Source organism: Micromonospora sp. WMMD1082 (genome assembly GCF_029626175.1).
Taxonomy (GTDB): Bacteria; Actinomycetota; Actinomycetes; order Mycobacteriales; family Micromonosporaceae; genus Micromonospora.
On the sequence record NZ_JARUBM010000002.1, the window covers coordinates 6,457,769 to 6,480,519 of the forward strand.

A 22,751-nucleotide genomic window follows, 5' to 3' on the forward strand; every position below is an offset into this window, starting at 1 on the left:
CCCGGGGCGTCGCCCCGGGGCCGCATCCATTCCCCAGACTTCGACGTACCTAAATATTGCGTCATGGTTTCGATACACCGTAAGCTGCCGTGGGAGCGCTCCCGGCGACTCCGTCCCCGGTCCCGGAGTGCCGTACCCACCACCACGAGCAGATTGCGACGGTCCACCATGAAGCATCCTCCGCGCCGCCTGCGGCGCCTGCTGGTCACCGCCGGCTCCGTCGGCGCGTTGACCATCGGCGCACTGGCGGCCATGCCCACCACCAACGCGATGGCCGCGCCCGGCTGCTCCGTGACCTACACGACGAACAGTTGGTCCGGGGGTTTCACCGCGAGCGTCACCGTCACCAACGTCGGCGACCCGGTCAGCAACTGGACCCTCGGCTTCAGCTTCCCCGACGCCGGTCAGCGCCTCGACCAGGGCTGGTCCGCCACGTGGAGCCAGAGCGGCAGCGCCGTCACCGCGCGGAGCCTGAGCTGGAACGGCTCGCTGGCCACCGGTGCCAGCACCAACATCGGTTTCAACGGCACCTTCACCGGCGCCAACCCGTCGCCCACCTCGTTCACCCTCAACGGCACGGCCTGCACGGGCGCGACCACGCCGCCCACCACTCCCCCGCCGACCACACCGCCGCCCACCACTCCCCCGCCCACCACTCCCCCGCCCACCACGCCGCCGCCGACGACCCCGCCGCCCACCACCCCGCCGCCCGGAGGTTCGACCCCGGTGGCCATCAACGGTCAGCTGCGGGTCTGCGGAGTCAACCTCTGCAACCAGTACGGCCGGCCGATCCAGCTGCGCGGCATGAGCACCCACGGCATCCAGTGGTTCGACCACTGCTACAACAACGCCTCGCTCGACGCGCTGGCCACCGACTGGCGCTCGGACGTGTTCCGGATCGCCATGTACGTACAGGAGCAGGGCTACGAGACCAACCCGACCCGCTTCACCAACCGGGTCAACGAGCTGGTCGAGATGGCCACCGCCCGGGGCATGTACGCGATGATCGACTTCCACACGCTCACGCCGGGTGACCCGCTGTACAACCTGGAGCGGGCCAAGACCTTCTTCGCCGCCGTCTCCGCGCGGCACGCGGGGAAGAACAACGTGATCTACGAGATCGCCAACGAGCCCAACGGGGTCAGCTGGGCGAACATCAAGAGCTACGCCGACCAGGTCATCCCGGTGATCCGGGCCAACGACCCGGACGCGGTCGTCATCGTGGGCACGCGGGCCTGGTCCTCGCTGGGCGTCTCGGAGGGCTCGGACCACACCGAGATCGTGAACAACCCGGTGAACGCCAGCAACGTCATGTACGCGTTCCACTTCTACGCCGCGTCGCACAAGGACAACTACCGCGCCGAGGTGGAGCGGGCCGCCGCCCGGCTGCCGCTGTTCGTCACCGAGTTCGGCACGGTGGACTACACCGGTGACGGTGCCGCCGACCTGGTCAGCAGCGCCCAGTGGCTGGACCTGCTGGACCGACTCCGAATCGGGTACGCCAACTGGACGTTCTCCGACAAGGCCGAGGGCAGCGCGGCGTTGCGGCCGAACACCTGCAACGGCAGCACCTACACCGGCACCTCGGTGCTCACCCCCTCCGGTGTCTTCATGCGCGACCGCATCCGCACCCCGGACAACTTCCCGACCAGCTGATCCGACCGCACCACCGCACCACCGCGGCCCCGGCGGAGCACCGCCGGGGCCGCGCCACGCGCACCCACCCCACACGCATCCACCCCCCGTCGCCCCCGCACGGAGGCACGGCCGCCGGCCAAGGCACCCTCCTGTACGCCCTGTCGAGCTGAACCGTCTGTGCTATCAACGCCGGACCCGGGTCGTTGGCAGCACCCCTCACGCGCGCCGGATCGGCCGTCAGCACCGGACCGGCAGGTCGCGGTCTGCTGCTGGCCGCGGTGCGCTCCGGCGCGGTCGGTGAGGCCTGGTCGATCGTTCACCGGGCGCGCCGGCTCTCGGGGCGAGCGGAGGAGCGGAGGAGCGGACGCGACCCGAACACGACCCGAAACGACCCGAGCGCGGGGCCTCGGGCGGGTGATTCACTCGCGCTCTCAGCTCGACAGGGAACGCAGGGGCAGCCAGGTGCTCGACGCGGCACGCCGCCGACCGACTGACACCTGCCGCCCGGTCAACCCGTCATCCGGTCACCGGGGTGAGCAGCGTGTCGACGGGTCCGGCGGAACCCGCCCGGTACTCCTGCAGCGGCACCGTCCCGGCCCGCCAGGCGGCCAGCACCGGCTCGACGACACGCCAGCACTCCTCGGCGACGTCGCCGCGCACCGACAGGAGCGGATCCCCCTCGAAGGCGCCCCGCAGCACCTCGCCGTACGCCGGCAGGTCGCCCGGGCCGAAGTCCGCCGTCAGGTGCACCTGGTCCAGCTCGAACGGGTCACCCGGGCCGTTGATGTTGAGTTCCAGGCCGAGCCGGTCCGGACCGAACCCGATCCGCAGCCGGTCGGGGTGTTCGTAGCCGGTCAGCCCGGCCGGCACCCGGGCCGGCTGCTTGAAGGTGACGACCGCCTCCTTGCGTACACCGGCGGTCGCCTTGCCGGACCGCAGCCGGAACGGCACCCCCGCCCAGCGCCAGGTGTCCACCGTCAGCACCAGTTCGGCGAGCGTCTCCGTGCCCCGGGTCGGGTCGACGCCCGGCTCGTCGGCATAGTCCGGCAGCCGGCGTCCGTCGATCTCGCCGGCCGTGTACCGGGCCCGCCGGCTCGCCGCGACCGGATCGTCGCGCCACAGCCGGGTGGCCCGCAGCACCTGCGCCGCGCGACCCCGCAACTCCTTCGCGTCCAGACTGGGCGGCGGGTCCATGGTGAGCAGGGCGAGCACCTGGAGCAGGTGGCTCTGCACCATGTCCACCAGCGCGCCGGCACCGTCGTAGTAGCCGGCCCGGCCCTCCAGCCCGAGGGTCTCGTCGAAGACGATGTCCACGCAGGCCACGTGCGCGGCGTTGAGCACCGGCTCGAAGATCCGGTTGGCGAAGCGCAGGCCGAGCAGGTTCAGCACCGTCGACTTGCCGAGAAAGTGGTCGATGCGGTGGACCTGGTCCTCCGGCACGAGGGTGTCCAGCAGGTTGTTGAGCGAGCGGGCCGAGATCCGGTCGACACCGAACGGCTTCTCCAGCATCAGCCGGGTGCCGGGCGGCACGCCGATGCGGGCCAGCGCGGCAGCCGACCGGGCGGTCACCATCGGCGGCAGCGCGAAGAAGATCACCAGCGGCCCGGCGCAGTCCCGCAACAGCCGCCGCAGGTCGTCCTCCCGCGTCACGTCGGCGGGCACGTACCGCGTCTCGCGGACCACCTCGGACTCCACCGGTCCGTCCGCGCCGACGGTGGCGAAGGAGTCGGCCACCCGGCGACGCCACCGCTCGTCGTCCCAGCCGTCCATGCCGCTGCCGATCAGCCGCAACCCGGGCAGCGCCCCGCTGGCCACCAGCCGACCCAGCCCGGGCAGCAACAGCCGCCCGGTCAGGTCACCGCTGGCGCCGAGCACCAGCAGAGTCTGGCGTACGCCGGTGGCGGCGGCGGGATGTCCGGGTGCTGCGGCGGGGGCGTTCGGAGCCGGCGTCGTCATGCCACCACCTTGCCCTGTCCCCGCGACGTGCCGTCAGCGGACCCCGCAGACCGGCCCTCCGCTCGCACTGCGTTGACGGGTTCACTCGCTGACGGCACCGGCGCCCGTGCGGATCGTGACCAGTCGCGGCGTCGGGCTGGCATGGCGATCTTCGTGTGGCAGGCTGGTCTCACCCGCCGGCCGGACGAGGCCGGCGGCGTGCCGACCCTGCGAGGAGACGATCGATCCGATGGCTGCGGACGTCACCACCACCGACGAGTGGCAGGCCCTGCGCAAGCACGCCGACGAGATCCGCGGGACGCATCTGCGGGACCTCTTCGCCACCGACCCCGACCGTGGTGAGCGGTTGACCGTCGAGGCGGCCGACCTCTACGTCGACTACAGCAAGAACCTGGTCACCGACGAGACGCTCCGGCTGCTGACCGCGCTGGCCGCGCGGGTCGGGCTCGCCGACCGGATCGCCGCGATGTTCGCCGGCGCCCCCATCAACGGCACCGAGAACCGGGCCGTGCTGCACACCGCGCTGCGGCTGCCGCGCGACGCGGCGCTCACCGTCGACGGGCAGGACGTGGTGGCCGACGTGCACGCCGTGCGGGAACGGATGGCCGAGTTCGCCGACCGGGTGCGCTCCGGGCAGTGGCGCGGGCACACCGGCGAGCGGATCACCACCGTGGTCAACATCGGCATCGGCGGCTCAGACCTCGGACCGGTGATGGCGTACGAGGCGCTGAAGGCGTACCGCGACGCCGGCATCAGCTGCCGCTTCGTGTCGAACATCGACCCCACCGACATCCACGACACCACGGCCGACCTGGACCCGGCCACCACCCTCTTCGTGGTGGTGTCGAAGACCTTCTCCACCCAGGAGACCCTGGCCAACGCCGAGCAGGCCCGGCGCTGGCTGCTGACCGGCCTCGACGCCGACGCCGACGCGGTGGCCCGGCACTTCGTCGCGGTCAGCACCAACGCGCAGCGGGTGGCCGACTTCGGCATCGACCCGGCCAACATGTTCGGCTTCTGGGACTGGGTCGGCGGCCGGTACTCGTTGCCCTCGGCGGTCGGCCTGTCGGTGATGCTCTCCATCGGGCCGGAGCGCTTCGAGGAACTGCTCGCCGGCTACCACGCCGTGGACGAGCACTTCCGCACCGCGCCGCTGGCCCGCAACGCGCCGGTGCTGCTCGGGCTGCTCAACGTCTGGTACACCAACTTCCTCGGCGCGCAGACCCACGCCGTGCTGCCGTACTCGCAGTACCTGCACCGGTTCCCGGCCTACCTCCAGCAGTTGACCATGGAGAGCAACGGCAAGTCGGTACGCACCGACGGCCGGCCCGTGACGTACGACACCGGGGAGATCTTCTGGGGCGAGCCCGGCACCAACGGCCAGCACGCCTTCTACCAACTGCTGCACCAGGGCACCCGGCTGGTGCCGGCGGACTTCATCGGGTTCAGCGAGCCCCAGCACGACATCGGCGACATGCACGACCTGTTCATGTCGAACTTCTTCGCCCAGACCGCGGCACTGGCCTTCGGCCGTACCGCCGAGCAGGTCGCGGCCGAGGGCACCCCGGCGGACCTCGTGCCGCACCGGGTGATGGCCGGCAACCACCCGACCACGTCGATCGTGGCCGACCGGCTCACCCCGGCCACCCTCGGCCAGCTCATCGCCCTCTACGAGCACATCGTGCTCACCGAGGGCGCGATCTGGGACATCAACCCGTTCGACCAGTGGGGCGTCGAGCTGGGCAAGGTGATGGCCAACCAGCTAGCCCCCCTACTCACCGGCAACGAGGCCGACCTGGCAGACCTCGACTCCTCCACCGCCACCCTGATCCGCCACTACCGCGCCCAACGCCGCCGCCCCTAACAGGGCCCGGCACGGCACGGCGCAAGATCCGCGCAACTTCACCGATGTTGCTGTCTCCGGCCGCCTCTGAGGCAGCAACAACACCGAAGTTGCGCAGATCTTGATGGGCTCGCGCCACGTCGGCCGCTGCCGGTCGGCACTGGATGATCTCGGCGAGGAAGCAGCACCGGCGCTGGTACCGGCAGCGGGCGCCGTGGCGGCTCCGTGCGGTCTAGGCTCGGCCATCATGACGACTCTCGGTGTGGTATACCGCCCGCAGAACCCGCCCGAACGCCTCCGGTCCGTCGCGCGCGCCGCCGACGAGGCTGGCCTCGAACAGCTGTGGCTCTGGGAGGACTGCTTTCTCGAAAGCGGCATCGCCACCGCCGCCGCGGCCCTGGCCTGGACCGACCGCCTGGCGGTGGGCATCGGCCTGCTGCCGGTGCCGTTTCGCAACGTCGCGGTGCTCGGCATGGAGGCCGCCACACTACACAGGCTCTTCCCCGACCGGGTGCTGCTCACCCTCGGCCACGGCGTTCAAGAGTGGATGGGCCAGGTCGGCGCGCGGGTCGGCTCACCGCTGACCCTGCTGCGCGAGCACGTCGAGGCGTTGAAGGCGCTGCTGGCTGGCGAGACGGTCACGACCTCGGGTCGTTACGTTCGGCTCGACAAGGTCAAGCTGGACTACCCGCCGGCGGGTACGACCCGAATCTACGCCGGTGCGACCGGGCCCAAGACGCGCGCTCTCGCCTGCGAGGTCGCCGACGGGATCCTGCTGACCGCCGGCACGCGACCGCAGGAGGTGGCCGCCGTCAGGTCAATGGCCAAGGCCATCACGGTGTACGTGCATGCGGCGACCGGTCCCGACGCCGACACACGCATGGCCCGTGAGCTGGAGTTCTGGGGCGAGTCCGACAAGCTGGAAACAACAGCAGTCGGTGACGCCGCCGACATAGCCGCTGTCGTCAACCGCTACAGAGACGCCGGAGCCGATGCCGTGATCCTGCAACCCACCGCTGACGAACCCGACCTCGAGGGCTTCACACGGTTCACCGCACAACAAGTCCGCCCACTCGTGCCATGAGATCCGTCAATGCACTCTTGGCCAACAAGGCGTCACGCCGATCGGCGGAGATCCGGACGCAGGTGACACGTCAAGGTGCGCCGCGTAGGTTCGGCACGTGCTGACGGCGTGAGGACTGACTCTGACCACGGACATTGCGCGGCAAGTCAGGCAATGGCGGGGCGAAGGCCACACCTGGCGTGCGATCGCTGCAGCCGCCGACCAGGCATAGGGCACCGAGCCCCGGGGCAACCAGGTCTTCGGAAGAGACTTGTGCCTGGAGTGCGCGCGGGTGCTCGGTGAGAATCCGAATGCTGATCCCTGGGACTGAGCGCTGTAAGACGGGAATGCCTCGCCCGCCCCTCCTTCTTTCCAACCGCTGATCTTCGCCTGCCACACGAACACCCGCGGACCTGGGCGGTGCTTTTCTGGCCGCCCCCCTGCCTGGTCGAATCCTTGCCGGTACCACACAGCGACGTCGCCCCGGTACCGGCCACGCCTCGGCTCAAGCCTCAGCCGACGAGTGACGATCTCATCCCTGCAAGACGCGCCGCGGCTTGAACCGGCGAACCTCCTGCGGCCAGCCACATGCCTCCGCGATCTTGCCGGCCCGCATCCGGGCGGTCGCCTCATCCCAGCTTTCCCGGACGGGTCGGAGCCGGGCGGGCGACGGGACGCAGCGCGCGAAAAATCTTGCGTGGGGCCGGCCTTGAGCCGGCCCCACGGTCAGTCAGCCTGCGCGACCGACTTGCGCGGCAGCGCCAGGGCGATGACGAAGCCAACGATCGCGGCGCACACCAGGGCGATGAACGCGGCTTGGAAACCTCTGGTCAGATCGGGCAGCGCGGTGGATCCGCCCGAGACGGTCACCGACACGGTCATGACGAGCGCGACGCCGATGGCGCCGCCGACCTGGAAGCTCCCGGCGCTCAGCCCGGAGGCGAGGCCCGACTCCGGCTCGGGGACCGCCGTGAGTGCGACGATCGAGGCGGTGGTGTGCGCGGCGCCCAGGGAGAGACCGAACAGTCCGAACGCGACGAACAGGTCGCGGAAGTACTGTCCTTCAACGGGTATCCGGGACAGCAGCAGGCAGCCCACGCCGAGCCCGAGCAGTCCGATCCCGCCGACCACGCGGAATCCGCGCTTGGTGATGAAGGCCTGCCCGATGTAGGCGCCGAACACGGCAGCCACGGGCATGACCGAGGTGGCGAAGCCCGACATGATGGCCGAGTAGCCGAGCACCTGCTGGGTGTAGAGCGAGATGAGCACGCTCGCGCCCCACACGATCATCGCCACGACGACCATGAGCAGGTTGCCGCTCCTGACCGTGTGCAGCCGCAGGAAGCGAAGCGGCACAAGGGGTGCAGCGGATCGGGCCTCGATCACGACGAACGCCCCGAGGAGCAAGATCACCGTGGCGAACAGGGCGATGATCGGTGCGCTGCCCCAGCCGAGCGCGGGCCCGTTGCTGATCGCGTACACCAGGGCGGTCGCGGCGACGGTGATGGTGACGGCGCCGGCGATGTCGAAGTTGCGCACGCGGTTGCGGTCCCAGCTCTCGTCGAGCACGAACGGGCTGATCAGCATGACGAGCGCCACGACCGGCACGTTGACCAGGAAGACCCACTGCCAGCCGAGCCCGGTCGTGATCGTGCCGCCGAGCAGCAGCCCGGCGGTGGCGCCGATACCGCCGACCGCCGACCACGAGGCGATGGCCCGGTTGCGTTCCTTACCCTCCCGGAAGGTGTTCATCAGGATGGACAGCGCGCTGGGCACGAGCATGGCCGACGACACGCCGTGCAGCGCGCGGGCCACGATGATGACCTCACCGCTCCAGGCGATGCCGGAGACCAGCGAGGTGATCAGGAACAGGGCCATGCCCCACATGAACACGCGGCGCCGGCCGAGCAGGTCGGCCGCGCGCCCGCCGAGCAGGAGCAGGCCGCCGAAGGTGATGGCGTTGGCCGTGAGGATCCATTGCGCCGCCGAGGGGTCCAGCCCGAGGGCGTTCTGGATGGACGGCAGGGCCAGAATCACGATCTCCGAGTCGAGGATCATCATGAAGCTGGCGAAGCACAGCAGGACCAGCGCCGCGAAGCGACGGCCCGCGCTGGATGTGGTGCCCGTGAGGGGTGTGGCGTCGGAGAGCGTTGGCTGCATCCGGTTCCTCCTCTTGATTTTTCGGGCAGGCCACGGCAGCCGCCCCACCGGACGGCGATGATCGGCGGGCAGGCTTTCCGGGGTGTGCCGAGTCAGCGGTACATGGTGTTGGGCTGCAGGCCGCAGAGCATCCGGCCGTACCGCTCCAGGTTGGCGTTGGGGTGGATCAGGGCGTGCAGGTTGAGTGCCTGGATGTCCCGTTCGATGCGCTGAATCGGCACATCCGCGTAGAGCGACGACCCGCTGCTGGCGGTGTTGAGAATGTCGACCGCCTCCTTGATGGCGTCAGAAGCGCAGGAGCACCTTGCCCCGATAGGCCCCTGGAGCTGGGCCTGGGCGGCCGGGACGAGGTTCTCCAGGCCGTCGATGATGGTCTCGTGATCGCCACCTGGCCGCTTCTGACCAGTGACGGGAACTCGATCTCGAACTGGCGCATGAGGTCCGGGGTCGTCGGTGAAAAGCCGTGCAGGGTCATGCGGCACGGGCAGCGTCCGATGCGTGACACGGAATCCGGGCACGCCCGGGTGGAGTGACGCCCGTCGCGTCACCCCGATCGTGTGGGGAGTGCGGGTCTACGGCACGAGGCAGCGCACGTCGCGTCCGATGCGGCGTGCCTCGATCATGAACCGGTCCTCCCAGCGGCGCCAGAACTTCGCGAGCCGGGACGTGAGGATGACGACGTCGGCGGACTGGTCGGCCAGCGGCGTGCGCAGGCCCAGGCTGTGATGGGTGACGTGCCGCCCGGTGGCTGCCACGCGCTCGACCAGCTCCCGGTCGAAGTCCATCACGGTGGCCGCGTGCATCGACTCGGGCAGCGCGCCACCGGCGCCGATCACGACCACGCGGTCAGTCGCGGAGACGCCCCGCAACGCCAGCTCGACCTCTGCCGAGACGTCCAGATCGCGCACCTCGTCGGCGTACCGCATAAGGTCGTTGTTGTCCTCCTCCCACGCCCAGAACACGTTTTCGTGGACCACCAGCGTCCAGCCGATCTCGTTGACCGGCTCCGGATTGTTGGTCAGGAAGCGCAGCATGTTGACCTTGAACTCCTCGAACTGCTCGTCGAACACCCGGTCCTGGTGCTCCTCGATCACCCACGCCGCGCGGCTGAAGTGCAGCGGCAGGCCGCTGCGGTACAGGCGGTATCCGAGATCGAGGTCCTCCACGGCCCAGCCGCGGTGCCCCTCGTCGAAGCCGCCCACCGCCCAGAAGTCGTCGGTGTGCATGGAGCAGTTGATGGTCCAGAAGATGAGCCACGGCACGCTGCGCCTGGTCAGGTCGTCGTCGCACCTGACCAGCACCAGCTCGCGACTGTCGAGGAACTCGTGGACCCGGCCGTAGACCTCCACCATCTCCTCGGGTGTGAACCGCTTGAGGAGATCGGGCACCTGCACCATCGGATCCCCGGGGTTGTAGCCGTAGGCGTATCCGGCCAGGGCATGCCGCGGCGAACCACTGCTGTGGGCCAGATAGTGCTGTAGCACGAAGTCGGGCCCGGCGATCGCGCCGGTGTCCAAAAAGACCAGGATCGGTGCGGTGGCCAGCCTCGCACCGTTGTTGCGCGCGAGCGCGACCCGGTTGCCGAGATCCTCCTGGTAGGTGTATTTCAGGTTCAGCCGATCGGAAAACGACTTGGCGACGGTCGCCGAGTCGTCGGACGAGCCGTCGTCGGACACCACGACCTCAAACTCCGGCGTGCCGGGCACCTGCCGGGTGAGCTGGTGCAAGGTGTTGTGCAGCCGGTCGCGACGGTTGTACGTCGGGATCACTATCGAGACTTTCGGGTTACCGGTTGCCGACATGGGAGCCTCCGAAGTATCAGTATTGGGCGCATCGATCCCGTGACGGTGTTGTTCGTGCGCACGAATAGTGCCAAGGCTGGCGGGATCAGCTGGCGGAGGCCGTGACGAAGCTTCCAAGCGGGGACGCTCTCGCCGTCGCGGACCAGCGGGGAACTTGCCGAAGAAGGCTCCGCGCATGTTGCCCGGGTGCGGCACCGAGACAGGTCGCCGCTGAGTACGCCGTCGGCGGTCAGGTCGGCCTGCGTACCGGGGAAGAGCCGCTCCATCACCTCCTGTCCTCGGCCAGCACCCGGGCCGTCACAGGGCCCGCCATTCCGGCACCGAGCACGACCGCCCGGCTGTCGAGCCTCTCACTCATTGATGTACCTCCATCAAGCCCTTGCGGGTGTGGGCCGCCTCGGTGCGGCCACGGATCAGGTCCGCCGCCCGCTCCGCGACCGCGACGGTCGGGGCGTTGGTGTTGCCCCTCGGCACAAGCGGCAGCACGGATGCGTCCACCACGCGCAGGCCGTCCACCCCGTGCACCCTCAGATCCGGGTCCAGCACGGGGCCGATCGCGCAGGTGCCGGCCGGGTGGAAGACCGACTGGGTGTGTGCCCGCACGAATGCATGCAGGTCCGCCTCGTCGGTGGAAGCCGGGTACGCGTACGGGCGCACGGTGTACGGCGCCAGCGATGGCTGCCTGGCCAACTCCATGGCGATTCGCAGGCCGGCTGTCATCGTCCGCAGGTCCGCAGTCTCCTCGTAGTACTGGTGCCGGATGCGCGGCTTGGCTGTCGGGTCGTCGGAGGCGAGGCTGACCTCGCCACGGCTGGCTGGCCGCAACACGCAGGGGCCGAACGAGATGCCGTGCTCGGCCGACTCGCCGAGGGCGCACTCGACGAACATCACCGGCAGCACGTGGTACTGCACGTCGGGGGCCGCCAGACCGCTCTGGGTGCGCACGAAGCCACCGGCTTCCGGCACGTTGGACGACAGCGGTCCGCTGCCGTCAGCCTCGAACTGGCGAACGTTCCTTTCCTCACCGGCGGACAGCAGGCTGACCGGCTCGTCGTGTGTGAAGACCAGGTATGTGGCGGGATGGTCCTGCAGGTTGCGGCCGACCTCGGGCAGGTCGGCGAGGACCGGCACGCCCACCGCCGCGAGGCGTTCGGCCGGACCGATCCCGGACAGCATGAGCAACTGCGGAGAGTTGTACGCCCCGGCGGTCACGATGACCTCGCGCTGCGCCCGGATGTCGACCACCTCGTCGTACCGCTGGACCCGTACCCCGCAAGCCCGCCCGCCCTCGACGAGGACGCGGTGTGCGTGGGTGCGGGTGCGCACGGTCAGGTTGGGTCGGGCAGCCGACGGGTGCAGGTATGCCGCCGCGGCGCTGCACCGCCGCCCGTTGCGCTGGTTCACCTGATAGAAGCCGAAACCGTCCTGGCTCGGGCCGTTGAAGTCGTCGTTGGCCGGGAACCCGGCCTCCACCGCGGCACGTACGAACGCCGCCGCCATCGGGTTGCGCGAACGGCCCTCGGCGACCGGCAGCGGGCCGCCGGTCCCGTGGTAAGCCGAGGCGCCTCGCTCGTTGTCCTCGCAGCCGACGAAGTACGGCAGCATGGTCTCGTAGGTCCAGCCGGGCTGACCCCACTCGTCGAAGTCGCGGGCGTTGCCCCGGATGTGCACCATGCCGTTCAGCGCGCTGGTGCCGCCGAGGACACGTCCCCGCGGCAGATAGAGCCGGCGCCCGCCCAGCTGTGGCTCCTCGTTGCTGTTGTAGTCCCAGTCGTACTGCGAGCGCAGCAGCTTGCCGCCCGCCGCCGGGATGCGGATGTTGTCCGAGTCGTCAACAGGTCCGGCCTCGATCAGGCACACCGTCACGTCAAGGTCCTCGCTCAGCCGCGCCGCGAGCACGCAGCCGGCGGTGCCGGCGCCGACAATGACGTAGTCGTAGGACTCCATCACGAGTGGCTGGCGGGTCGGCGGCGCAGCACGTCGGCCAGCGCCTGCGCGGCGCGGTCGACCTCGGGCCGGGAGATGACCAGCGGCGGGGCCATGACGAGGGTGTTGCCGTACTCCCGGGCCGCCACGCGGTGCTCGTCGCGCAGGGTGGCGGTGACCCAGTCGGCCATCAACGGCTCCCGGGTGTCCCGGTCGGCCACCAGTTCCACGCCGGCGGTGGCGCCGACTACCCGCACCTCGCCGACCTTGGGCAGGTCGGCAAGGGGAGCCAATGCCTCGCGCAGCCACGTGCCGACCGTGCGGGACCGATCCACCAGGCCTTCCTGCTCAAGCAGGTCGAGGTTGGCGTGCGCGACCGCGCAGGCGGCGGCGTGGCCGGAGTAGGTGTGACCGTGGAACAGATACGTGTCGCCGCCGGCGATCGTCTCGGCGATCGCGTCGCTCATGAGCACCGCCCCCAGCGGGGCGTAGCCGCTGGTGAGGCCCTTCGCTACGGTCACCAGGTCGGCCTGCATGCCGCGCTCGGCCGAGTCGTACCAGGCGCCGGTCCGGCCGAAACCGGTGACGACCTCGTCGGCGATGAGCAGGATCCCGTGGCGCGACAGCAGCTCGCGGACCCGCGGCCAGTAGTCCGCGGGCGGTATGAGAACCCCCGCGCCGCCCATGACCGGCTCGCCGATCATCGCCGCCACGTTGCTGGGGCCGATCCGCTCGATGGTGGTGGCCAACTCCTCGATAAGGAAGTCGGTGAGATCCCGGCCGGGACACATGTCCGGCGCGCGGTAGGTATGCGGGGGCGAGATCCGCGCCACGTTCGGGAACTCCGGCCCGATGCCCGCGTGAATGCCGGGGAACCCGGTCGCGGCGCCGCTGGCGTAGGTGGAGCCGTGATAGGCGAAGTTCCGCGAGATGAACCAGACGCGCTCGGGCTCGCCGCGGTGGTGGTGATAGAGCCGGGCGAACTTGAAGGCCGTCTCCACGCTCTCAGAGCCGCCGTTGGTGAAGAACACCCGGTCCAGCCCGTCGGGGGCCAGGTCGACCAGCCGCTGCGCGAGCGTGATGGACTGGTCGTTGGCGAAGATGTCGAACCCGGTGTAGTACGCCAGCTTGCGCATCTGACGGGCCGCCGCGTCAGCCAGTTCCGGCCGACCGTGCCCGACCTGCGCGACCCAGTTGCCGGCGCCCATGACGTCCAGCAGTTCCACACCGGACGCGTCCCACACCGTGCAACCGTCACCGCGGACGATCGTGATGCGCTTCGACCGGCCGCCGTGGTGGTGCGGATGCACCAGCACCCGCCGGTCGATCTCGGCGAGCTTCGCCGCGGTCCGCATCGTGCGCGGCATCTCGTTGACGACAGACATGGCACTCTTCCCCTTACCGATATGTGCTGGCTTGCAGGGCGAACAGGCGGCCCCGTGGGCGGGTCATCAGGCCGACTCGGGCGTCCGGGTGTCGTGTCCAGACCGAGCCACAATCACGTCGTTGAGGTGAAAGGGTTGATCGTCCGAAGCGTCATCAGCAACGGGATGACGCGATTTCTCCCTCTCCGGAGTCGGGCGACGCCTTGCAAGCGTCACCCAGCCGTCGTCGCGTGGGCATCCTCATGAATGCGTCGCGACCGGCACGCTGGGAGATGAACGCGGAAGTGGCCGTCGGCACACTGGCAGAGTGGACGCTACTAGGACAGCAAGCTCGGTTCCCCGGGTGACGGTGGTCATCCCGACCTACAACCGGCGGGACTTGTTGCGTGAGACGCTGCGGAACCTCGCCCGGCAGCGGATGCCGGCCGACGAATTCGAGGTCGTCGTCGCTGACGACGGTTCGTCGGACGGTAGCCGCGCGGTGGTCGAAGAGGCGTCGCAGCAGCTGCGGATCAAATACCACTTCCAGCCGGACGAGGGCAACCGGGTGTGCCTGGCCCGCAACGCCGGCGCCCGGCTGGCCGCCGCGCCGCTGCTGGTTTTTCTCGACAGCGGCGTATACGTCGGGCCGGACTTCTTGACCGAGCACGTCGCGGCCCACGCCAAAGGCGAACGGCTGGTCGTGGTGGGCTACACCTGGGGCTACGACTTTGAAAGGGGAACTCCCCCCGGTCTGGCCGAGGCAGTGGCCGAGTCGCTGCCGGAGGACGTCGTCGCTCGGTTCCACGACTCGCCGGCCTTCTTCGATGCCCGGCACACGGCGTTCGCCAAGACCGACTTCGACCTCGGCCGGATGGTCGCACCGTGGGTCCTGCTCTGGGGGCTCAACTTCTCCCTATCCGCCGACGACTACTGGCGGGTGGACGGCTTCGACGAGGGCATAGTCCTCTGGGGTCTGGACGACCTGGAAATGGGCTTCCGATTGTTCAAGGCCGGCCTCGAATTCCGGCTCAGCCGCACCGCCTGGGCGGTGCACGCACCGCACGAGCGGGCCCCCCTGGCCGACGCCCTGGCCGGTGTCATGGTGAACATGCGCCGGATGATGGGCAGGTTCCCGGAGCCGATGACCGAGCTGGCCTGGAACCTGCTGAACAACGACGATGACCTGCTGGAGGTGGATGAGAACTACCGGTTCCTGATCGGCTGTATCGATCAGGCCCGGTCAGTCGACGTGGCGGCGGAGGTGGCCGAGCTGCTGCCGCAGCTACCACCCGGCCGCCTCGCGGTGTTTGGCGCGGGCCGCCGCCTGCCGGCGGAACTGGCCGGCGCGGTGACCCTGGACTTCGACGCCGACGCTGTGGCCGAGCTCGGTGCCACGTACCACGCCATCGGCATCCGCACCCCGTTGCCCGACCACGCCGTGGATGTCGTGGTCCTGACGTCGCGCCTGGCCGGACTCTGGCCGCGCTGGTCGGCCGAGATCCTGGCGGAGGCCGCCCGAGTCGGCGGATCGGTACAACTCACGCCCGCGTTGATGCAAAAGACGGCCGCCATTTCTCGATAGGTTGAAGACTAGAGGTCATCTATCGACACGTGGAGGTCCTAAGTGTCAACGCCACGACTCGGCAGCATTCTGCTCGGTTCGGCCGACCCGGAACGGCTGCGCACCTGGTACATCGAGGCGTTCGAACCGCTGCAGCAACCGTCCGGCTTTCTCGACTTCGACGGGTTCGACGTGCTCGTGGACAGTCGCGACGACGTCGCAACGACGACGGTAGAACCCGGGCGCGTCATCCTCAACTTCGAGGTCACGGATGCCCGCAGGGCGGCCGCACACCTCGACGGTATGGGCGTGTCCTGGGTCGCGCCGCTGGAGGAGCGTAAGGACGGCCTGTTCGGCACACTGCTGGACCCGGACGGCAACTACGTGCAGATCATCGAGCTCAACGCGGAGTACCTCGCCGCCGTCCGCGGTGGCTCCGGGATGCTCGCGGGTTCGGTGGCGTTCAACGGGTTCTCGGTGGACGACATCCCCCGCGCGCAGGAGTTCTACCGCGACACGCTCGGGATCCCGGTGACCGAGGAGCACGGCATGCTGCACCTGCATGTCGGCGGCAACCGGGAAATCCTGGTATACCCCAAGCCGAACCACGAGCCAGCCACCTACACGATGCTCAACTTCCCGGTCGATGACATCGACGCGGCGGTGGCGTGGCTGCGCGAGCGCGGCGTGGAGATGGAGAAGTTCGACGGCGTCGACGACGACGGCGTATTCCGGAAGGGCGGGCCGCTGATCGCCTGGTTCCGTGACCCGGCCGGCAACATCATGTCGGTCATCAAGGAGTGAAACCCGGGCTCGAACCGGACACCCTGTATCTGTAGGCGGAATGGGATTCGGGCTCCTCGGTTGACGGTCGAGGAGCCCGGATTTTCGCACCCGAGGCGGCACCGGGGACAGCATTGAGCCGCTCCGCGGAGAAACACACGGAGCGGCCCGGTCGAGCGGCTATTTGATCGCCAGCGGGTTGATCGGCGACGCCACCGCCCGGCTCACCTTCAGCGGAGGTGCCGCGAAGAAGAACTCCCAGACACCGTCGTTCTCGCAGTCGGCCGCGAGTTCCTCGAAGTCCAGGATCTCCCCGAGCGTCATGCCCATGTCCCGGATGAGAACCATGTGGACGGTCAGCAGCGCGTCAGGGTTCTCGCCCGGAAGCACCTCGATGGCCCAGTTGTCCGAGCAGACCGCGGCGACGTCGCGGTCGCGCAGCCAGGCGCAGCACATCTGGCCGAGGCCGGGCTCACCGGCCATGAACGCGTTCCGGTCGCCGTCCCGCAGGAACTTGCGGCGCCAGCCGGTGCGGAACAACAGGATGTCGCCCGGGCCGACCTCGACGCCGCCCTGCCGCGCGGCCGCCTCGTCGAGATCCTCGGGAGTGATGACGGTGCCGCTTTCCAGCCAGTCGACGCCCTTCAGCGCCGCGATGTCCAGCAGCACGCCACGGCCGGCAATTCCCGCGCTCTGCTGGTCGATTGCGCAGTGCGCGGTGCCTCTGACGGTCACACCGCCAGCCGGGAAGCCGTTGTACATCCGGTCGTCGTAGTACACGTGCGACAGCGCGTCCCACTGCGATGAGCCCTGCAGCGCCATGAAGATGTAGTCGTCGGCGAACCGGAACCCGCCCGGGAACACCTGCTCGGCACCGGTCTCCGACATCAGGTGGACGGGATTGATCCGTCCTCCACCCGGCTGCGGCCCGTTCTCGTCGAGCGGGATGCCAAGGTCGAACACCTTGCCCCGCCGGACCAGGCCGGCCGCTGCCACCAGCCGCTCCGGCGTGATCAGGTTGGTGGTGCCGCGCTGGTCGTCGGGGCCCCAGCGGCCCCAGTTGCTCAGCCGCGCGCCGAGCGCCCGGAAGTCCTCTATCGTGGCCGGCTGCTGGGTCATGTCATTCCTTGATCAGTCGGCGGAACGCCCGGACGTCCTCGATGAACAGGTCCGGCTCCTCCAGGGCGGCGAAGTTGCCGCCCCGGTCGAACTCGTTCCAGTGCACGATCGACGGGAAGTCCCGATCGGCGAAGCGCCGGATCGGCACGAACGGTGCGTGTGGGAACACCGCCACACCGAGCGGCGCCTTGATCGCCGGGTACCGGCCCGTGGACACGTTGATCGGCAGGTTCTCGGCGATCTCGTAGTAAAACTGGGCGGAGGAGCCAGCCGTACCGGTGAACCAGTAGATGCTCGCGATGGCTAGGAGGCGGTCGCGGTTCACCGCGTCCTCCGGAACGCTCGCCGAGTCCGTCCAGTCCTTGTACTTCTCGACGATCCAGGCAAGCTGCCCGATCGGCGAGTCGGTCAGCGCGTACGCCACCGTGTGCGGCCGGGTCGCCTGGAGCTTCATCGATCCGGCGAGCTCCCGGACGAACCGGGCCGACCGCGCCAGCCGGGTCCGGTCCTCGTCGTCGAGGTTGTCGAGCTCGCCCGGATCGCCGCTGGGCGGGGTAGGCAGCGTGTTGAGGTGCACCCCGGCCACGTGCTCCTCGTCAACGCCGGCGAGAGTGAGCGACACACCGGTGCCGAAGTCGGCGGCCTGAGCCAGGTAGCGGTCGTATCCGAGCCGGCGCATCAGCTCCGCCCACGCCTGGGCTGTGCGCAGGTTGTTCCAGCCGACGTTCGGGTTGGGCCCGGAGAAGCCGAACCCAGGCAACGAGGGCATCACGAGGTGGAAGGCGTCCGCCGGGTCGCCGCCGTGGGCCCGGGGATCGGTCAGCGGTCCGATGACGTCTAGGAATTCCACGACCGAGCCGGGCCAGCCGTGCGTCATGATCATCGGCGTCGCGCCCGGCTCAGGCGAACGCACGTGCATGAAGTAGATGGTCGTACCGTCGAAGTCGGCGGTGTACTGGGGGTAACCGTTCAAGCAGGCCTCGACGGCACGCCAGTCGAAGTCGGTGCGCCAGAAATTGACCAGGTTCTTGAGGTAGCTCGTCGGCACGCCGCGCTCCCAGCCGACGTCTGGCAGCTTCTCCGGCCAACGGGCCTCAGCCAACCGGCGACTGAGATCCTTCAGCTGCACCTCGGGTATTTGTACGCGAAACGGCTGCATACAGTAATAATCGGCGCGACACCCAGCAGGGTTCATCTCTCCCCTTGCTGTTGCCCGCGTCGGCGCTCGGACCCAGTTCAGCGTGAGCGGGCATTCCCTTGACCAACTCACGACGAAAACTCGCCGCTGCTGTCCATCGGCGACCTCGCCGGCCGTCGTACCGTGAGAGATGGATGCCGGGGAGGAGAACCGATGAAATATCTCATGCTGGTCTGTGTCGACGAGTCGCTGGTCCTGCCGCCGGAGGATGTGGCGGTATCCGATTGTCCCGGGGAGTGGGCGGAGGTGGCCGGACGCAACGTCTGGCTGTCCGGCAGTCAGCTGCAGGGGGTAAGCGATGCCACCACGGTACGGGTCCGCGACAGCGAGGTGCTGATAGCGGACGGCCCGTTCACCGAGACCAAGGAGCAGATCGCCGGCTTCGACATTATCGAGTGTGCCGACCTCGACGAGGCGATCGAGGTGGCGTCCAAGCACCCGGTCGCCCGGCACGGCGTGCTGGAGCTGCGGCCCTTCCGGCAGGGGTGAGCCAGCCCTCAACCGCGGCGCGGTTGAGGGCCCCGCTCCGGCAGCGCCCTGACTCGTCACGGGTCGGTTGCGCTCATGCTCGACACGTCCCCGCCTTCCCGCGCCTACCGGTAGGCCTGGGCCTGAAGGCTGAACAGATCGGCGTAAAGCTCGCCGCGTCGCATCAGCTCATCGTGACTGCCGGCCTCGACCACCCGGCCGTCGCGCAATACGATGATCAGATCCGCCATGCGCACCGTCGAGAAGCGGTGCGAGACGAACAGGGTGATGGCCCCGGTACTGGCCCTCAGCTGCGCGGCCTGCCGGGCGTACGACTCGAACAACCGATGCTCGGCCAGCGGATCCAGGGCCGACGTGGGCTCGTCGAGCACCAGCAACAACGGCGTCTCGCGCATAAGCGCCCGGCCCAGCGCGAGCTTCTGCCACTGACCACCGGAGAGCTCGGCACCCTCGGTGTAGCTCTTGCCAAGCTGGGTGTGCAGTCCGTGCTGCAGCCGCTCCAGGACGTCGCTGCCCTGCGCCCGATCCAGCGCGTCGGTGACCGCGCCGTCGTCTCCCATCCGGGTCACGTCGCCGAGACCGACCACCTGACCCGCGAGCAGTTCGAAGCGGACGAAGTCCTGGAAGGCCGCCGACAGATGCCTGCGCCATGACTCGGCCGGAATCCGGCGCAGGTCGGTGCCATCGACCAGAATCTGCCCGCTGGTCGGCCGGTACAGGCCGCAGAGCAGCTTGACCAGGGTGGTCTTGCCGGCGCCGTTCTCGCCGACGATGGCCACGCTGGCCCCGGCCGGCAGGCTCAGCGACACGCCGCTCAGCACCGCTTCGCTGGTGCCCGGATAGGTGAAGTCCACGTCCCGGAGCTCGATCCCGGTGGTCAGCCGAGCCGGCGGCTCCTGGTCGACCGGCACCGGGTGGTCGACCGCGACCAGGTTCCGCACGGAATCCAGGCGGCGCAGCAAGCTGCCCATCCGCTGCAGGTTGGCGAGCAGCGTGACCGCCACGGTGACCTGCTGGTTGACCTGGGTGGCGAGAACGATGACGAGGACCACGTCGCCGATCGTGCTGCGGCCGGTGATAGCCTCCCGCACGACCAGCAACACCGCGCCGACGTAGGCCAGGCCGAACATCACCTGCCCGAGGGTCCGGACCACGGAGGCCATCCCGTACGAACGGACCAGCCCCCGGCTCGCCCGCTCCCATTCCCGCAGGCGCCGCCGGCGCAGCTCGTCGCGGAGCCGGAAGACCCGCAGCTCGCCGGCGAACCGGGCCGAGGTGGACAGCCGGAACAGGTTGAGGGCGATCCGGGTCGGCTCGGCGGTTTCGGTCTTGGCCCGGTTGATCCGCGACTCGGCCCAGCGCCCGCAGATCAGCGGCGGCACCGCCGCGAGCGGCAGTAGCAGCAGAATCGGGTTCAGGCCGGCCAGCAGGATCGCGGTGAATATCACGGCCAGGGTCAGGCCTAGCATCCCGAACAGCGACTCCAGTGCACCGATCAGCCCACGGCTCTCCCGGTGCAGCACCGTCAGTTCGTCGGCGTACTCGGCGCGTTCCTGGTGTTCGATCCCCTCGGAGCCGTTGGTGAGCAGGATCAGATCCCGCACCACTTCGAGCTCGGCCAGTTCGGCCAGTTCTTGGTAGAAGATGTACGAGAAGTGCGCAAAGGTAAGGCTCACGATGGCCAGGACCGCCATCGCGACGCCGTACCAGACGGCCGCGCCGGCCTGTCCGGAGATGACCGCGTCGGTCATCATTCCCAGCACCAGAGCCAGCAGCGGGCCGCTCACGGTACCGGCCACCATCAGGCCCGTCGCCGCGATGGTCTTGCGGCGGTTCGCCCGCCAGGCCATCGCCAGCAGCCGCCAGGACCCGCTCAACGTCGTCCTCATGCCGCCCTCGCCGTCTCGTCGGTGAACCGGTCGGCCTGCAACCGGAACAGTCGTGCGTACTCGCCGTCCTGGGCCATCAGCTCGTCGTGGCTGCCCTGCTCAGCCACCCGACCGCCGTCGAGTACCACGATTCGATCGGCCTGCCGCACGGTGGAGAACCGGTGCGAGATCAACAACGTTGTGGCACCCTCCGTGAGCTGGGTGAACTCCCGGAAGAAGCCGGCCTCGGCGCGGACGTCCAGGCTGGCTGTGGGCTCGTCAAGCACCAGGATCGAGGCGCCGTGGCGCAGGCCGAACAGCGCCCGAGCCAACGCGATCCGCTGCCACTGCCCCCCAGACAGGTCGGCGCCGTCCACGAGGTGCCGGGCCAACAAGGTCTCCATGCCACGCGGCAGCGTGTCGAGCATCTTGTGTAGGTTCACCGCCTCGATCGCGGACCGGATCCCGGTCCGGTCGTCCAGGTGCTCCACCGCGCCGAAGCCGACGTTGTCGGCGGCCGACACCTCGAACTGGGCGAACTCCTGGAAGGTGACCCCGAGCCGGGCCCGCCACTCGTGCAGCTCGTATGAGCGGATGTCGACGCCGTCCAGCCGGATCGTGCCGGAGGTCGGCTCGTACAATCGGGCGAGCAGCTTGACCAGGGTGGTCTTGCCGGCGCCGTTCACGCCGACCAGGGCCGTACACTGGCCAATCGGGATGGTGAGGTCCAGGTCTTCGAAGATCATCCGGTCGTCGCCCGGATAGTGGAAGCTCACCCGGTCGAAGTGGATCGCCCCGGTCGGCGGGGCGGGCGGCGCCGCGACGTCCCGCACAGCCTGCCCGGCGTACCCGGCGACGCCCTCGCGGAAGAGCTTGACCTTCTGGTAGGCGTGCATGCCGAGGGCGGTCTGCAGGTCCGACTCCGGCCAGTACTCGCCGAGCCGCAGCGCGCCGAGTGCCGCCTGCATGACCATCGCGAACCCGGTCAGGGTCAGCCCGGCCGTCACATCCGTCGCGGCCCGGCCCGCGAAGGCGAACACCGCGCCGGCAATGACCAGGCCAACAGCCGTGACCCGGATGAACTGCCACAGATAGATCCGTCGGCGCGCCTCCCACACCAGCACCAGCCATTCGAGGAAGCTGTGGCGCCAGAAATCCACGAAGAAGTTGTGCAGCCCGAAGACGCGCATCTCCTTGGCCGAACCCGCCGCAGTGGCCACCTCACGCAGGTAGTCGTTCCTCAGCTCCTGCGGGTCGAGCAGGAACCGCTCCTCGGCGAACTTCCGCAGGCCACCGCGCTGTCCGTAACGCTGCAGCACCACGGCAGCGGCCAGCGCCGCCGCAGCGGGCCACGACAGCACCACGCCGACCACCACGGCATACCCGGCCAACTGTGTGTAGCGCCCGATCAGGGCGAGCAGGCCGGCCACGGCCTCGCCAGGGCTGAACAGCCAGTTCTCCAGCTCCCGGGCGGCCACCCGAAGGTGCTCCACCAGGCCCGGGTCCTCCAAGGGGCCGACCCCCGCAGTCCTGGTCGCGATCGACATCAGCTCGTCGCTGACCAGGCCGTCGATGCGCCGCGCCACGAGCTTGCCGAGCAATTCCTGCACCGGCGCGATGATCTGCTGTCCGACGAACGCCGCCGCGGCCAGTAGGAAGGCGGTCACCAGGTCGTCCCACTCTGGCGATCCCAGGCCGGCGATGACCGCGGCCGGCACCTTGCCGAGCAGGATCGAGGAGGCCACCACGAACGCTGGCGGCAACAGCCCAACGACCAGGTTGACCAGCACGATGGTTACGACCATCGGGGCGCCGGCGCGACCGGCCAGCCGGGCGATCTCCAGCCGGTCCCGGGTCAGCCGGACCAGGGTCTGCAGGCGGGTCTCCGGCGTCATCGCGTCCCTCCTGCGACGAGGGCGCAGCTGAGCAGGGTCCTGCCGTCGCAGTTCAGGATGATGACGCTGCACGTGTACTGACC

15 protein-coding genes and 1 pseudogene are annotated in these 22,751 nt (G+C 69.3%); 6 read left to right on the top strand and 10 right to left on the bottom strand.

Annotated elements, in window-relative coordinates; all coding sequences use genetic code 11:
• Window positions 1–168: 168 nt before the first annotated feature.
• On the top strand, window positions 169–1,656 hold the full coding sequence (locus O7615_RS29795; protein WP_278181111.1) for a cellulase family glycosylhydrolase: 1,488 nt from the start codon (window positions 169–171) through the stop codon (window positions 1,654–1,656).
• Window positions 1,657–2,154: 498 nt separating this feature from the next.
• On the opposite strand, the gene O7615_RS29800 is transcribed toward O7615_RS29795, so the two are convergent.
• The gene (locus O7615_RS29800) at window positions 2,155–3,594 is read right to left on the bottom strand and encodes a glucose-6-phosphate dehydrogenase (protein ID WP_278181112.1); all 1,440 of its coding nucleotides are present in this window, start codon (window positions 3,592–3,594) and stop codon (window positions 2,155–2,157) included.
• Window positions 3,595–3,823: 229 nt separating this feature from the next.
• Between O7615_RS29800 and pgi the strand changes: the two genes are divergently transcribed.
• Window positions 3,824–5,458 carry a glucose-6-phosphate isomerase gene (gene pgi / locus O7615_RS29805; protein ID WP_278181114.1) on the top strand — a complete coding sequence of 545 codons (1,635 nt, stop codon included), beginning with the start codon at window positions 3,824–3,826 and terminating at the stop codon, window positions 5,456–5,458.
• A gap of 103 nt (window positions 5,459–5,561) precedes the next feature.
• Entirely contained in the window at window positions 5,562–6,521 is a 960-nt protein-coding gene (locus O7615_RS29810; protein WP_278181115.1) for an LLM class flavin-dependent oxidoreductase, read from the top strand.
• A gap of 705 nt (window positions 6,522–7,226) precedes the next feature.
• Here O7615_RS29810 and O7615_RS29815 read toward each other — a convergent pair.
• The 5 genes and pseudogenes from O7615_RS29815 to O7615_RS29835 form a co-directional block, all read right to left on the bottom strand.
• Window positions 7,227–8,660, bottom strand: coding sequence for an MFS transporter (locus tag O7615_RS29815; protein WP_278181116.1), 1,434 nt, complete (start codon window positions 8,658–8,660; stop codon window positions 7,227–7,229).
• Between the two features lie 92 nt (window positions 8,661–8,752).
• Window positions 8,753–8,938, bottom strand: a pseudogene (locus O7615_RS29820) (acyl-CoA dehydrogenase); the annotation flags it as partial.
• A gap of 294 nt (window positions 8,939–9,232) precedes the next feature.
• Complete coding sequence (locus O7615_RS29825; protein ID WP_347405108.1) at window positions 9,233–10,639, bottom strand: glycosyltransferase; 1,407 nt, start codon at window positions 10,637–10,639, stop codon at window positions 9,233–9,235.
• Window positions 10,640–10,816: 177 nt separating this feature from the next.
• Window positions 10,817–12,409: a GMC family oxidoreductase N-terminal domain-containing protein gene (locus O7615_RS29830; protein ID WP_278181117.1), complete on the bottom strand. Its 1,593-nt coding sequence runs from the start codon at window positions 12,407–12,409 to the stop codon at window positions 10,817–10,819.
• Window positions 12,409–13,773: an aspartate aminotransferase family protein gene (locus tag O7615_RS29835; protein WP_278181118.1), complete on the bottom strand. Its 1,365-nt coding sequence runs from the start codon at window positions 13,771–13,773 to the stop codon at window positions 12,409–12,411. The genes O7615_RS29830 and O7615_RS29835 overlap by 1 nt, the downstream gene beginning before the upstream one ends.
• Before the next feature lie 343 nt (window positions 13,774–14,116).
• Between O7615_RS29835 and O7615_RS29840 the strand changes: the two genes are divergently transcribed.
• Together O7615_RS29840 and O7615_RS29845 are read left to right on the top strand one after the other, a co-directional pair.
• A complete protein-coding gene (locus O7615_RS29840; protein ID WP_278181119.1) occupies window positions 14,117–15,337 on the top strand; it encodes a glycosyltransferase family 2 protein in 1,221 nt (406 codons plus the stop codon).
• Between the two features lie 42 nt (window positions 15,338–15,379).
• Complete coding sequence (locus O7615_RS29845) at window positions 15,380–16,120, top strand: VOC family protein (protein WP_278181120.1); 741 nt, start codon at window positions 15,380–15,382, stop codon at window positions 16,118–16,120.
• A 159-nt stretch (window positions 16,121–16,279) separates the two neighbouring features.
• Here O7615_RS29845 and O7615_RS29850 read toward each other — a convergent pair whose 3' ends face one another.
• Together O7615_RS29850 and O7615_RS29855 are read right to left on the bottom strand one after the other, a co-directional pair.
• Window positions 16,280–17,218, bottom strand: coding sequence for a cyclase family protein (locus O7615_RS29850; protein ID WP_278181121.1), 939 nt, complete (start codon window positions 17,216–17,218; stop codon window positions 16,280–16,282).
• A 1-nt stretch (window position 17,219) separates the two neighbouring features.
• Window positions 17,220–18,377, bottom strand: coding sequence for an epoxide hydrolase family protein (locus O7615_RS29855; RefSeq protein ID WP_278182284.1), 1,158 nt, complete (start codon window positions 18,375–18,377; stop codon window positions 17,220–17,222).
• Between the two features lie 192 nt (window positions 18,378–18,569).
• On the opposite strand from O7615_RS29855, the gene O7615_RS29860 reads away from it, so the two are divergent.
• Window positions 18,570–18,905: a YciI family protein gene (locus O7615_RS29860; RefSeq protein ID WP_278181122.1), complete on the top strand. Its 336-nt coding sequence runs from the start codon at window positions 18,570–18,572 to the stop codon at window positions 18,903–18,905.
• 104 nt (window positions 18,906–19,009) lie between these two features.
• Here O7615_RS29860 and O7615_RS29865 read toward each other — a convergent pair whose 3' ends face one another.
• Together O7615_RS29865 and O7615_RS29870 are read right to left on the bottom strand one after the other, a co-directional pair.
• On the bottom strand, window positions 19,010–20,794 hold the full coding sequence (locus tag O7615_RS29865; RefSeq protein ID WP_278181123.1) for an ABC transporter ATP-binding protein: 1,785 nt from the start codon (window positions 20,792–20,794) through the stop codon (window positions 19,010–19,012).
• Window positions 20,791–22,668: an ABC transporter ATP-binding protein gene (locus O7615_RS29870; RefSeq protein WP_278181124.1), complete on the bottom strand. Its 1,878-nt coding sequence runs from the start codon at window positions 22,666–22,668 to the stop codon at window positions 20,791–20,793. Before O7615_RS29870 ends, O7615_RS29865 begins: the two co-directional genes overlap by 4 nt.
• Window positions 22,669–22,751: the final 83 nt, after the last annotated feature.